The sequence below is a fragment of the Streptococcus sp. UBA632 genome, assembly GCF_002300045.1.
Lineage (GTDB): Bacteria > Bacillota > Bacilli > Lactobacillales > Streptococcaceae > Streptococcus > Streptococcus alactolyticus.
In genome coordinates, this window is record NZ_DBPA01000019.1 from 21033 (window position 1) to 33277 (window position 12245).

A 12245-nucleotide genomic window follows, 5' to 3' on the forward strand; every position below is an offset into this window, starting at 1 on the left:
GAAAGAAGCACTAAGGTATTAAGCGACACCAAAAAAGCGTAGCTAATCCTTGGTCTTCTCCCATCCAGACTATACTGTCGGTCCTAGAATCGCACTAGGTCAACTACTTCACGTAGCTCGCGGACTTTTCGCTTTGTTGCGACACAAAGCACCGCCGGTCGGGAATCTCACCCTGCCCTGAAGACATCTTTAGCATAACAAAAAAACGCCCCTGACGCAATAGATGTGACAGAAAAAAAAAGATAGCTAGAACTAGCTATCTTACAGGGTTATTTTAATTTGTCATGTGCATATGTGTGGCTCAATTCAAGGCTTGGGAAGGATTGTTGGCGAAGGGCTTCATAGACAATCATGCAGACGGTATTAGACAAGTTAAGGCTGCGAACGTGCTCATCATTCATGGGAATACGCAAGGCTTCATCCGCATGGGCACGCATAAAGGATTCTGGCAAGCCTTTATCTTCACGTCCAAAAAGGAAATAATGGTGCTTGCCGTCATTGTAATCAACGTCCGAATACACCTTGTCAGCAAATTTGCTAATTAAATGCAATTCTCCATCGCATTTATTCAAAAATTCTTCCAAACTATCGTAAAAGGTCACGTCCAGCTTGTCCCAATAGTCAAGTCCTGCACGCTTCATTTTGCGGTCGTCAATGGGAAATCCCATAGGACGAATGATGTGCAAGGGAGCGTTGGTCGCGGCACAGGTTCTTGCGATATTTCCTGTATTTTGCGGGATTTGAGGTTGAAAAAGCACGACATGGTTAATCGCTTTGCTACCTTCTTCATGATAATCCAATTCTTCGATATTCATAGATTTCCCCTTCATTTTGACATAAAAAGAAAACCACACTGCTCGGAGTCGCGCTCAGCAAACAATGTGGTTGGTGGTGGTTCATTAACTTAAATCATAACAGGTTTGATTTAAACTAACGAATCTTCGCTAACTATTATAACACTTTGCCCTGTAAAGTCAACGGATTTGATAAGATTTTATAGCCTTTTTTACCAGTCTTTTTCAAAGATAAGGCTCTATTTTTTCAAATGATAAGAATAAGTGGCAATGATAATATCCTCATACCAACGCAAGCGGACACGTAAGCGTAGGCTCATTTGGTTGTGAAGAACGTTTTGCCAGCTGTGTTTTGGAATAAATTTTGGAATGATGACCGTCATGGTGTGGTTTTGTTTTTGGGCTTCACGGTTCATCTTGTTGACAAACAACATGGTCGGTTTAACAATATCACGGTAATTGGATTCGATATTGACAAAGGTCACTTCTGGGAAATAGGTTTTAAATTCTTTTTCAATTTCCAAGTCTTTTTGCTTGGTTTCAAGGGTGGACACGTGCATAGCAACGACGGTTTGCCCAATGCTTTTGGCATAATTGATGGCACGAATGCTGGCTTGGGTTAGATTTCCCACTAAAATCAAGACGGTATTGCCATCGTAATGAACGTTGGTCACATCCTCTGTCAAACGCAATTGCATGGCCACGTTGTTGTAGTGATTTTTAATAGAATAAAACAAAATCATCAAGGCAATAATGATTGGGAAGAATGGCCAAATCTCATTTAATCTAAAGATAAGCAGAATTAAAATGATGACGTAGCAAATGATAGCCCCTAAAATATTAGCTAAAGAGTGCCTCAAAAAGCCCTTACCAATTTTGCGTTTCCAGTGAACAACCATTCCCGTTTGTGACAAGGCAAATGGAATAAAGACCCCAATGGTGTAAAGTGGAATGAGACGTTCGGTTGAACCATTGAAAATGAATAACAAGGCAATCGCACCGACGGCTAGAGTGATGATACCGTTTGAATAACCTAAACGTGCCCCTTTTTCCATAAAGAGATGCGGCATGTACTTGTTTCGAGCCATGTTAAATGACAACATTGGAAAGGCTGAAAAACCAGTATTGGCTGCCACGGCCAAAATCAAGGCTGTAGATAATTGGAAAACGTAAAAGAGGGCATTTCCCACAAGAGAATCGCCAAAAATTTCCTTGGCAATTTGAGCTAAAACGGTCACATGAGCATTAGGCAAAATCCCCAACCAGTAGTTCAAGAAGGTAATGCCTGCAAACATGATTCCCAAAATTAAAGACATGATAGCCAAGGTACCAGCAGCGTTATTTTCTTTTGGTTTTTTGAAAAATGGTACTGCGTTTGAGATAGCCTCAACCCCTGTCAAAGAGGCGGAACCACTTGTAAATGCCCTTAATAACAAGATAATGGATACCCCAGGAACCACCGCACCGACGTGTGCTGTTGCGTGGTAAGGCAATTGACCCGTTACAATCTGGAAGGCACCGTACACAATCAAAAACATGGTGCTAATGATAAAGAGGTACACAGGTACCATCAAGGACCTAGCCGATTCGCGCAAGCCCCGCAAATTCATTAACATCAAGAGCAATACCAAGGCAATCGCAATTTCCAAATTGAAATTTTTGAAAGCTGGAAAGGCAGAGGTGATGGCATCTGCTCCTGAAGAAACAGACACCGCTACGGTCAACATATAGTCAATCAAAAGGCTTCCACCAGCTAATAAGCCCATGCTGGGCGATAAATTTTCAGTGGAAACAATATAAGCCCCACCACCTTTGGGGTAGGCATGAATTACTTGTTGGTAAGAAATCGTCAGACTGGCTAACAAGACAAGAACCAATAGCCCGATTGGCAAAGACCACCAAATAGCTGCCGCTGAAATGGTTGTCAACACCAAAATCACTTGTTCTGGTCCATAAGCAATAGATGACAAAGCATCACTTGAGAGCATAGCTAAAGCCTGCGACTTGGACAACAAATGCTCTTCATCGGAATCACCAGCTGATTTCAATGGATAACCGATAAAAAGATTCCTTAACTTTTCAAACATTGAAATTCTCCCTTAATCTAAATAACGATTTATTATAGTTCTCTTGTTCTCATTTCGCAAGTATTTTGGGTAAATGTTATCTATTTGTAACAATTCTAACAGTAGAGTGCTAATGCTTATCGGGACTTTCAGTTTTGTCTAGAAATTTTTACAAAAAAGGAGTATCATAGAAGTGATACTTTTCGGAGGTTCAGGATGAAAATAATTGTTGTCGGTGGAGGTAAGGTCGGAACTGCCCTTTGCCGTTCTTTAGTAGAAGAAAAACATGATGTTATTTTAATTGAGGAAAAAGAGTCTGTTTTAAAAAAAGTTACCAAACGCCATGATATTATGGGAATTGTTGGCAATGGTGCCAACTTTAAAATTCTTGAACAGGCCAATATTCGAAACTGTGATATTTTTATCGCCTTGACGGCAAAAGACGAGGTCAATATGATTTCTGCTGTCTTGGCTAAAAAAATGGGGGCAAAAGAAACGGTTGTTCGTGTGCGAAACCCAGAATATTCCAACACCTATTTCAAGGATAATGATTTTCTTGGCTTTTCCCTCGTACTCAATCCAGAATTGCTGACGGCTCGCTACATTGCCAATTCGGTTGATTTTCCAAATGCCTTGTCTGTTGAGCACTTTGCCAATGGGCGCGTCATGTTAATGGAATTTATCATTGCCGATGGCAGCAAGTTGTTCCAATTGTCGATCAGTCAATTCCGCAAGAAATTTGGAAACTTGGTGGTCTGTGCCATTGAGCGTCAGGGCAAGCTTATTATCCCTGACGGGGATACCACGCTACGTCTTGGTGATCGTATTTTTGTCACTGGTAATCGTAACGAGATGATTCAATTCCATAATTCTGTGAAAACTAAAATCATCAAAAACATGATGATTATCGGAGCTGGACGCATTGCTTATTATGTATTGAACATCTTAAAAAATACACGCATAAGCTTAAAAATTATTGAAAATAACCCTGAAGGTGCTGCCTTTTTCAGTCGTGAATTTCCTCATGTTCATGTTGTGCAAGGGGACGGTACGGAAAAAAGCGTTCTTCTAGAAGAAAGTGTGGAAAATTTTGATGCCGTGGCTACCTTGACTGGAGTCGATGAGGAAAACATCATCACGTCAATGTTCCTTGAAACCTTAGGCGTGCCAAAAACGATTACCAAGGTCAATCGCACTAGCTTGCTTGAAATCATCGATACCAGCCGTTTTTCAAGCATCGTCACACCTAAAAATATCGCCGTAGACACCATGATGCACTTCATTCGTGGACGCGTCAACGCCCAAGACTCAAACCTTGATGCCATGCACCACATTGCTAATGGGCGCATCGAATCCTTGCAGTTTGAAATCCGCGAATCCAATAAAATGGCTGGCAAGAGTCTCTCTTCGCTTAAATTTAAAGACGATATTTTGATTGCTGCCATTATCCGCAAGGGGAAAACCATTTACCCAACTGGTGAAGACATCTTGCAAGTTGGCGACAAAATTGTTGTGGTCACATTTCTCAAAAATGTGACACGTATCTATGATTTGTTAGCGAGGTAGTTATGAATAAAAGTATGGTTCGCTACCTCCTATCCAAATTGCTCCTGATTGAATCTGGTTTGCTTTTGGTTCCTTTGGTTGTCGCTTTTATTTACCATGAACCTTCTCGCGTGGTCAGTAGCATTATCATGACGATTGCGATTTTACTGCTTATCGGTTTACTTGGAATTGCTTTTAAACCCCAAAATTACCATATCTATACCAAGGAAGGGCTGTTGATTGTCGCTCTTTGTTGGATTTTGTGGTCCTTCTTTGGAGCTCTGCCTTTTGTGCTATCTGGCCAAATTCCTAGCATTATCGATGCTTTCTTTGAAATGAGTTCAGGTTTTACCACGACAGGGGCAACCATTTTACCCGACGTTAGCGTCTTATCGCATTCGATGCTGTTTTGGCGCAGTTTTGCTCACCTTATCGGAGGAATGGGGGTTCTGGTTTTTGCCCTTGCCATTATGGAAAACAGTAAGAACAGTCATCTTGAAGTCATGCGAGCAGAAGTTCCAGGACCTGTTTTTGGTAAAGTGGTATCAAAACTAAGGGAAACCGCTCAAATTCTCTACGTCATCTACCTCAGTATGTTTGCCGTAATTTGCGTTATTTTAGTTGGTGTGGGAATGCCGCTGTTTGACAGTCTGATTACCGCCATGGGATGTGCGGGGACTGGGGGATTTGCCGTTTACAACGACTCCATCGCCCACTACCATAGCTCTCTCATTACCAATATTGTTTCTATCGCGGTGCTGCTTTTCGGAATCAATTTCAACCTTTACTACTTCTTGCTCTTGCGTAAATTCAAAGCCTTTTTCAAGGACGAAGAATTGCGTACCTACATTAGTATTATCATCGTGGCAACAGCTTTGATTTGGCTCAATGTCAGTGGACTTTATGCCAGTGCTGGTAAAGGGTTAGAGATTGCTTTCTTTGAAGTATCCAATGTTATCACGACCACTGGTTTTGGTATCACCGATTTAACCGTTTGGCCGCTCTTTTCGCAAGTCATTCTTCTGATACTGATGTTTATCGGTGGGTCGGCTGGGTCAACTGCAGGTGGTTTTAAGGTAATGCGCGCCTTGATTTTGACGAAAATTTCCAAAAATCAAGTGCTCTCAAGTCTTTATCCTAACCGTGTCATGACCATTCATGTTAATCAACAGCCGCTGGACAAGGAAACCCAGCACAGCGTTTTAAAATACCTGTCGCTATACGTGACCTGTTTACTTGTCTTGACACTCTTCCTATCACTTGATAATAGCGACTTTATGGTGGTTGCCAGTGCCGCGGCTTCAACGTTCAATAACATCGGCCCACTGCTTGGCACCGACCAAACCTTCAACATTTTCAGTCCTTTTTCAAAACTGCTCATGTCCTTTGCCATGATTGCGGGACGTCTTGAGATTTTCCCAATCTTACTGCTTTTCATCCCCAAAACATGGTCTAAATACTAATCATACCGCTCCCTTTCAAAAAGGGAGCTTTTTTGGAGAAAAAAAACGACCTCAGGCCTGAAGTCGCTTCTTAGTTATGACGAAAATCTTTATGACGGTGTAGGGTGAAATAATCTGGGACAGGGTCTTTGCCACCCTCGACAAATGGGTTGCACCGTAAAATACGTGCAATCCCCATCAAAACACCCTTAATGCCATGCTTTTCAATCGCCACAATCATATAACTAGAACAGGTCGGCTCATAGCGGCAAGACGGTGGGGTCAGTGGGGAAATGAATTTCTGATAGCCCCGCACCAAAGCAATCAAGCTTTTTTTAATCATTTGGTCTTAGTCACCGCTAAATTATGTAGCTGGCTGATTTCTTTTTTATTCAAACGGCGAGATTCCCCAGGACGCAAGCCCCTCACATCTAGATTTCCAAAGCGTGTGCGGGACAATTTATCCACCAAAAGCCCAACAGATTCAAACATCTTTTTGACTTGATGATTGCGTCCTTCATGAATGGTTAATTCCACAACAGAACGGTTTTTGTCAGGATCTACTTTGATAATGTTGTAGCGAGCTGGTTTGGTTTTCTTACCGTCAATGAGCACACCACGCGTCAAAGGACGTAGGTTTTCCTTGGTCGCAATGCCTTTCACACGCGCCAAATAAACCTTGTCAATTTCATTTCTTGGGTGGATCATCTCATCTGTAAAATCCCCATCATTGGTTAAAATCAACAAACCTGTAGTATCCCAGTCCAAACGCCCAACAGGGTAAATGCGTTCTTTGACATCAGGCAACAAATCCACAACTGTCTTGCGTCCCTTCTCATCTGACACGCTTGAAATGACCCCATGCGGTTTATTGAGCACATAATAAACCTTTTCTTCATTGTAAATCGGTGTGCCTTCCACTTCGACTCTATCCCCATTTTTAACGGTGGTCGCTAGTTCTGTCACTACCTGACCATTTAATGTCACCAATCCTTGCTTAATCAATTCTTCGGCTTTGCGTCGACTGGCAACACCTGCATGGGCAATGTATTTATTAATTCTCATGCTATTACTCCTATCCTCAAAAATAATGACTGCCTAAGCGTCATCTGTCTGCTTTGTTTCTCCAAAAAGCGACACTTCCTCATCCACCAACTCAATGTGAGAGGCGTCCACCAATTCTGTCAAGTCATTAATCCCCATAAAATCCAAGAAATAATCTGTTGTGGCATAGAGATTGGGACGTCCGATAACCTCTTTTTTCCCCGCTTCTTGAATCAAGCCCAAAGACAAGAGTTTACTCACCGCACTGCTAGAATTGACCCCACGAATGTCGTCAATCTCAATACGCGTAATGGGCTGCTTATAGGCAATAATAGACAGAACTTCCAAACTCGCACGCGACAAGCTCTGATTGACAGGCGCCTTGGCAAATTCACGTAGCAAGTCTGAAAATGTCTCCTTGGTAGCCATTTTATAACGTCCAGCCGTTTCAATCAAGCACAAGGCTGTTGTGTCGTCTGACTCGTATTTTTGAGCCAAGATCTGCAAGAGCTCTTTTAGCTGACTAGGAGTCAGCTGGAGCATTCCTGCCAAATACCTCAAGCTCAGCCCCTCTTCTCCTGCCACAAAAAGAAGCGCTTCTAATTGTGCCAAATCATTCATATAGCCTCCTCTTAAATGGCTGACGCATCAGATGGCACCTGTTTATCAGCCTTTTTCACCACAATACTACCAAACGTTTCGTCTTGTTCCACCGTGATTTCATGCACCTTAACCAATTCCAAAGTCGCTAGAAACACCGTCACCATCTCCAAACGTGTCTGACATTCCTGAAAAATACTCTCCAAACATAGGCTCGGCGTTTGATTCAAACGCTCAGAAAGAGTCATCATCATGTCTTCGATACGGTAATCATCACGTTCAATGACCGTGTGAGTGCTTGCCATTCGTTTTTGCTTTTCAGACATGACTTGCGAAAAGGACAAAAACAAATCCATAACCGTCTTGTCATGATTCAGCACTGCATCTTCAAAAATAAGCTCTTCCTTAGGTTTGGAATAAAATTTAGAGCGTTCGTCGTGCTGGGCAGACATTTCCTCGCTGATGGCTTTAAAGCGACGGTACTCCTCAATCTGCGACAAAAGCTCTTGCTCGGGGTCATCCTCTACTGGCGTTTGCTCCACAACTTTTGGTAATAGCTTACGACTTTTGATGAGCATGAGCTGACTCGCCATAACCATGTACTCCCCCGCCACTTCTAGCTTCATAGCTTGCAAGGTCGAAATATAAGCCAAATATTGTTCAATCACCTCTACAATCGGAACGTCATAAACATCCACCTGATATTTTGACACCAAATGCAAGAGCAGATCCAAAGGACCTTCAAAATCTTTTAATTTAATATCCATTATGATGTGTAATATTTCTCTAATGTTATCGGGCTTTTTAACCCCAATTGCTTACTGATTTCTAGAATAGACTTGCCAGCCTCTTTTTGGTGAAGAATGTACTGCTGCCGTAAATCTTGTGCGGATAAGGTCTCAAAACCGTATGTGCTTAAAAAAGCCTTGAGCTGAGTGAAAAACCATTGCCGTGAATAAGGCTTTCCTTTATGGTCAAAAAGATACTGACCTTCTGACAATTGTGCCACTAAATAGGGCAAAAGCCGTTCTGGCACTTGCAAAATCCTCACCATCCCAGAGCGTTTCAGACGCAAGACCGCAAATTGACTGTCCACATCGGCTGGGGTTAAGTGCTGAATTTCTTGAGGCAACAAGCCCAATTCAACTATCAACAAGGCAATCAATTGCCCTGCTTTTTGGCTCGTTTCCTGATAAAAACAACCGTAATCTAACAGTGAACAGTCCGCTGGCTGAGTTACCATTTTTTCTTGATTGTTCAGCTTATAAAACCGCTCCAGTTTGCCTTGTTCATACAGAAAATACAGAAATTGATTAACTGCTGATAGTTTGCGTTTTTTAGCCGACACTTTCAAGTCTGCTAAGGAATGCTCATACAAGGACAATTTTTCAGGTGTGATTTTGCCAGCCACCACCTCAACAAACTGCTGCAAGTCATAATAGTAAGCCTTCTTAGAACTCTCAGACAGTTGCTTACTTGCTATAAAGCGTGTGATATCATTCTTCATCATCTTTTGGCGTAATGGTGTAATGGTTGGTAAAATCGTGCAACAAGCTGTTGACCGCTTTTAAAATTGAGCGGCGTGTGATAATGCCCAAAAATTGTTGGTCATCATCTAAAACTGGCAAGAAAGGATAATCCACCAACAAGTGCATAATTTCAGTCAAATCAGCCTCTTTGCGAATGGTTTTGATTTTGGTATTGACCATTTGACCAATATCCATCTGGTTGAGTTCCCATTCTGTCAGCTGGTGCTTGACCTGATAAGACATGATATCTGCGATGCTAATGGTTCCCACGTACTTCTTGTCCTTGGTAATAACAGGCACGCGAGAGTAACCATTATTGACCAACAGCAGCATAACATGGTCTGAATTATGCGTATCAATAAAAATGGCTAACTCATCTGCTGGAATGAGGTAGTGGTCCAAATGGCTGAGCAGAAAATCTTCAAATTCTTTTGCTATCATCTGTCAAATTCCTTAGAAAGTGCAGGGTAAAGGTCATGGTGACGTGTGTAGTAAGTCACCTTGATAGTATCCTGTGTAATCTCAACTTTGGCGTACAATTTTTCTTGTACATCGCCACGTGGTTGTGACACGCTTCCTGGGTTGATAAAAATGGTTTTACCATTTCGCCAAGCGGCAGGGCGGTGCAAATGCCCATAAAGGCAAATATCCGCATCTGCTTCTTGAGCAAATAAATCCAATCTATCCCACGTGAAATTGATATTATACAAATGACCATGCGTCTGAGCAATGGTAATGTCCCCAAGTTGGGTAACCAAACGTTCAGGATAACCATTGTCATAATCACAATTGCCACGAACCACATGGATGCCTCCTTCCCAAACAGGGTCCGAACTTGGTAATTCAGAATCCCCATTGTGGAAAATGGCATCTACTTTGCCTTGATACGTTTTTTTGATGTCCTCGACAATCTCACGGTCCCCATGAGAGTCACTCATTACTATGATTGTTTTGCTTGCCATACTGAGAATGCCTCCATTAATTTCTTAACAGCCAATCCTCTGTGTGAGATGCTATTTTTTTCTTCAGCTGTCAATTCAGCTGCATGACGCCCTGTTTCACCGACCATAAACAAAGGGTCATAACCAAAACCATTGTCTCCCTTAGGTTCCATAGCGATGTAACCCGGCCAATCCGCTTCAACCACTAGGCTTTCCTTGCCTGGTGCTGCAACCACCAAGGTTGTGTGGAATTGGGCAGAACGGTCTTTGTGGTCAAAAACCATCGCCAGTTCGTGCAAGAGTTTGGCATTATTGGATTCATCTGTTGCGTCTGGTCCTGAAAAACGTGCTGACCAAACACCTGGAAGGCCACCTAGGGCATCCACTTTCAAACCAGAATCATCCGCCAAGACCATCTTACCCGTTAAATTGGAAATGGTTTCTGCTTTCAAACGAGCATTTTCTTCAAAAGTTGTGCCAGTTTCTGCGACCTCAGGCAAATCAGGGTAATCATTAAGATTTTCCACCTTGATACCTAGTTTTTCAAACATTTTGCGGAATTCTTTGGTCTTGCCTTCGTTGCGTGTGGCAATTAAAATGGTATCACCAAAAGCAGTTTCAGAAGCATTCCCAAAGAAAGCTTTGGCGTCCACGCCCCCTTTAGGCAAGTGCACCAAGAGCAAATGATCAGCCTCAGTCACCACGACGGCACCAGCTCGTTGTGCCACTTCAAACTGACGATCGCTTTCTTGGTTAATCATGTCAACCACAAAACGAATCAACTGAAAATCAGACGCTTTTTTGATAACCGTGACGTTATAGCCATTTTTGGCTTGGTCAGAATGGCACTTACCATGATCTTTATGACAACGCTTATGCTTAGTTAGTTTTGACAATTCTGAGTTCAATCGAGCTAGGTGGTTGGCACAAATGCCTTCAAAACCACGAAGCACATTGGCGCCACCCCATTCACCGATAAACCAATTGTCCGCATCTTTGTATTCATAAATCTTATCCGTCATTTTCTAATCCAACTCCTTCATCTTGTGCTTGCAAATCAACGTGTCTGACGTCAATATCTGTATTTAGCCAATTCATGGCGATTTCTCTAAAACTTTGCGTGCTGGCTGTGGTATAAAAAACGGGTATGGATTGATTTGGGATACGGCTGTGATTGATTTGAAAATAATTAAGCAGCACGGAAACATCCCGCACACACTCTGCTCCGCTATCAATTAACTTAACCTCTGGCCCCATGACATTTTGAATGATAGGACGCAACAAAGGGTAATGTGTGCAACCAAGCACCAAGGTATCCACTTTGCCAACAAGCGATGCCAGCGTTTCATAAACCACTTTTTTGGCGACACTTGACGCCATTTCGTTTGATTCCACCAAGGGAGCAAATTTAGGGCAAGATAGACTCAAAACGGTCATTTGTGGGGCTAGGGACATAATTTTTTGGCGGTAAATATCCGATTTGATTGTCATCGGCGTGCCAATGATCCCGATTTTGCCGCTGCGCGTTGATTTAATGGCTGCGCTAGACCCTGGCAAAATCACACCCAAGACAGGAATATCCAATTTTTCCTTCACTTCTTCCCAAGCGACTGCTGTTGCAGTATTGCAAGCAAAAACAATCATCTTGACGTTTTGTGTCAATAAAAACTGCACCAATTCCCACGTGTATTTTCGAATTTGCTCGGCTGGTCGTGGCCCATAAGGCGCTCTAGCAGAGTCCCCAATATAGACAATTTCTTCATACGGAAGTTGACGCATCAACTCACGCACCACGGTCAAGCCACCAACACCAGAATCTAAAAAACCAATTGGTCTATTATCCATAACATCTTCTTTCTAATCATGGACTTATAAAAAACCCAGTTGGCGAGGCAACTGAGTCATTCATTTCTGAGCTCTGTGCTCGAAAAGTCAATCAGCCCTTAGGAGTTATGGTCTCTTGCCACTTCTCATAAGGGATGAAACGCTAGCTTATCGTCTATTTTTAGCAGCTGCTGCTTTTGATTGTTTAATAATATTTCGATAAGTCTGTTGAATTTTAGCTTCGCTCGGTTTTTGACCCATTTGGCTCATCATTTCACGAATAGCGTCTGGCGTTAAACGTGGGTGTTCAGCCACTTCTCTTTCAAATTGTCGACGAGCAATGAAAACACCACCAACAAGCCCACCAAGAAGGGCAACCAAAATTAACAGAATCCAAAGAAATGTTGTCATGATTATCTTTCTCCTAAATTTTTTACACCACTCATTATAGCAAAAATAG

At 42.4% G+C, this 12245-nt stretch carries 14 protein-coding genes and 1 riboswitch; of the genes, 2 read left to right on the forward strand and 12 right to left on the reverse strand.

Annotated features, from left to right (window positions below):
- Positions 1 to 48 precede the first annotated feature (48 nt).
- Positions 49 to 189: riboswitch (FMN riboswitch) on the reverse strand.
- Between the two features lie 80 nt (positions 190 to 269).
- Together B3473_RS02290 and B3473_RS02295 are read right to left on the reverse strand one after the other, a co-directional pair.
- Entirely contained in the window at positions 270 to 815 is a 546-nt protein-coding gene (locus B3473_RS02290) for a tRNA (cytidine(34)-2'-O)-methyltransferase (RefSeq protein ID WP_293651138.1), read from the reverse strand.
- 218 nt (positions 816 to 1033) lie between these two features.
- On the reverse strand, positions 1034 to 2881 hold the full coding sequence (locus tag B3473_RS02295; protein ID WP_293651139.1) for an APC family permease: 1848 nt from the start codon (positions 2879 to 2881) through the stop codon (positions 1034 to 1036).
- A 195-nt stretch (positions 2882 to 3076) separates the two neighbouring features.
- Here B3473_RS02295 and trkA point away from each other — a divergent pair, with 195 nt between their 5' ends.
- A complete protein-coding gene (gene trkA / locus B3473_RS02300; protein WP_154454535.1) occupies positions 3077 to 4426 on the forward strand; it encodes a Trk system potassium transporter TrkA in 1350 nt (449 codons plus the stop codon).
- 2 nt (positions 4427 to 4428) lie between these two features.
- Complete coding sequence (locus B3473_RS02305; RefSeq protein ID WP_154454534.1) at positions 4429 to 5868, forward strand: TrkH family potassium uptake protein; 1440 nt, start codon at positions 4429 to 4431, stop codon at positions 5866 to 5868.
- Positions 5869 to 5938: 70 nt separating this feature from the next.
- Here B3473_RS02305 and yidD read toward each other — a convergent pair whose 3' ends face one another.
- The 10 genes from yidD to B3473_RS02355 form a co-directional block, all read right to left on the reverse strand.
- On the reverse strand, positions 5939 to 6190 hold the full coding sequence (yidD, locus tag B3473_RS02310) for a membrane protein insertion efficiency factor YidD (protein WP_154454533.1): 252 nt from the start codon (positions 6188 to 6190) through the stop codon (positions 5939 to 5941).
- Positions 6187 to 6912 carry a pseudouridine synthase gene (locus B3473_RS02315; RefSeq protein ID WP_264879485.1) on the reverse strand — a complete coding sequence of 242 codons (726 nt, stop codon included), beginning with the start codon at positions 6910 to 6912 and terminating at the stop codon, positions 6187 to 6189. The genes yidD and B3473_RS02315 overlap by 4 nt, the downstream gene beginning before the upstream one ends.
- 33 nt (positions 6913 to 6945) lie before the next feature.
- The gene (scpB, locus tag B3473_RS02320; protein ID WP_154454531.1) at positions 6946 to 7512 is read right to left on the reverse strand and encodes an SMC-Scp complex subunit ScpB; all 567 of its coding nucleotides are present in this window, start codon (positions 7510 to 7512) and stop codon (positions 6946 to 6948) included.
- Positions 7513 to 7523: 11 nt separating this feature from the next.
- On the reverse strand, positions 7524 to 8258 hold the full coding sequence (locus tag B3473_RS02325; RefSeq protein ID WP_168260425.1) for a segregation/condensation protein A: 735 nt from the start codon (positions 8256 to 8258) through the stop codon (positions 7524 to 7526).
- Positions 8258 to 8998, reverse strand: coding sequence for a site-specific tyrosine recombinase XerD (gene xerD / locus B3473_RS02330; protein ID WP_168260497.1), 741 nt, complete (start codon positions 8996 to 8998; stop codon positions 8258 to 8260). Before xerD ends, B3473_RS02325 begins: the two co-directional genes overlap by 1 nt.
- Entirely contained in the window at positions 8988 to 9461 is a 474-nt protein-coding gene (gene cbpB, locus B3473_RS02335; RefSeq protein WP_168260424.1) for a cyclic-di-AMP-binding protein CbpB, read from the reverse strand. Before cbpB ends, xerD begins: the two co-directional genes overlap by 11 nt.
- The gene (locus B3473_RS02340; RefSeq protein ID WP_168260423.1) at positions 9458 to 9982 is read right to left on the reverse strand and encodes a metallophosphoesterase; all 525 of its coding nucleotides are present in this window, start codon (positions 9980 to 9982) and stop codon (positions 9458 to 9460) included. Before B3473_RS02340 ends, cbpB begins: the two co-directional genes overlap by 4 nt.
- Positions 9961 to 10983, reverse strand: coding sequence for a nucleoside-triphosphate diphosphatase (locus B3473_RS02345; RefSeq protein WP_293651143.1), 1023 nt, complete (start codon positions 10981 to 10983; stop codon positions 9961 to 9963). The genes B3473_RS02340 and B3473_RS02345 overlap by 22 nt, the downstream gene beginning before the upstream one ends.
- On the reverse strand, positions 10973 to 11806 hold the full coding sequence (gene racE / locus B3473_RS02350; protein ID WP_168260421.1) for a glutamate racemase: 834 nt from the start codon (positions 11804 to 11806) through the stop codon (positions 10973 to 10975). Before racE ends, B3473_RS02345 begins: the two co-directional genes overlap by 11 nt.
- 147 nt (positions 11807 to 11953) lie before the next feature.
- Complete coding sequence (locus B3473_RS02355; protein WP_154454525.1) at positions 11954 to 12196, reverse strand: YneF family protein; 243 nt, start codon at positions 12194 to 12196, stop codon at positions 11954 to 11956.
- Between the last annotated feature and the right edge of the window lie 49 nt (positions 12197 to 12245).

Bases quoted from the DNA above. Each gene is read 5' to 3' on its own strand.
- yidD (WP_154454533.1), bottom strand. From the start codon at position 6,190: ATGATTAAAAAAAGCTTGATTGCTTTGGTGCGGGGCTATCAGAAATTC.
- B3473_RS02340 (WP_168260423.1), bottom strand. From the start codon at position 9,982: ATGGCAAGCAAAACAATCATAGTAATGAGTGACTCTCATGGGGACCGT.
- B3473_RS02295 (WP_293651139.1), bottom strand. From the start codon at position 2,881: ATGTTTGAAAAGTTAAGGAATCTTTTTATCGGTTATCCATTGAAATCA.
- B3473_RS02345 (WP_293651143.1), bottom strand. From the start codon at position 10,983: ATGACGGATAAGATTTATGAATACAAAGATGCGGACAATTGGTTTATC.
- racE (WP_168260421.1), bottom strand. From the start codon at position 11,806: ATGGATAATAGACCAATTGGTTTTTTAGATTCTGGTGTTGGTGGCTTG.
- xerD (WP_168260497.1), bottom strand. From the start codon at position 8,998: ATGAAGAATGATATCACACGCTTTATAGCAAGTAAGCAACTGTCTGAG.
- cbpB (WP_168260424.1), bottom strand. From the start codon at position 9,461: ATGATAGCAAAAGAATTTGAAGATTTTCTGCTCAGCCATTTGGACCAC.
- B3473_RS02290 (WP_293651138.1), bottom strand. From the start codon at position 815: ATGAATATCGAAGAATTGGATTATCATGAAGAAGGTAGCAAAGCGATT.
- B3473_RS02315 (WP_264879485.1), bottom strand. From the start codon at position 6,912: ATGAGAATTAATAAATACATTGCCCATGCAGGTGTTGCCAGTCGACGC.
- B3473_RS02325 (WP_168260425.1), bottom strand. From the start codon at position 8,258: ATGGATATTAAATTAAAAGATTTTGAAGGTCCTTTGGATCTGCTCTTG.
- scpB (WP_154454531.1), bottom strand. From the start codon at position 7,512: ATGAATGATTTGGCACAATTAGAAGCGCTTCTTTTTGTGGCAGGAGAA.
- B3473_RS02305 (WP_154454534.1), top strand. From the start codon at position 4,429: ATGAATAAAAGTATGGTTCGCTACCTCCTATCCAAATTGCTCCTGATT.
- B3473_RS02355 (WP_154454525.1), bottom strand. From the start codon at position 12,196: ATGACAACATTTCTTTGGATTCTGTTAATTTTGGTTGCCCTTCTTGGT.
- trkA (WP_154454535.1), top strand. From the start codon at position 3,077: ATGAAAATAATTGTTGTCGGTGGAGGTAAGGTCGGAACTGCCCTTTGC.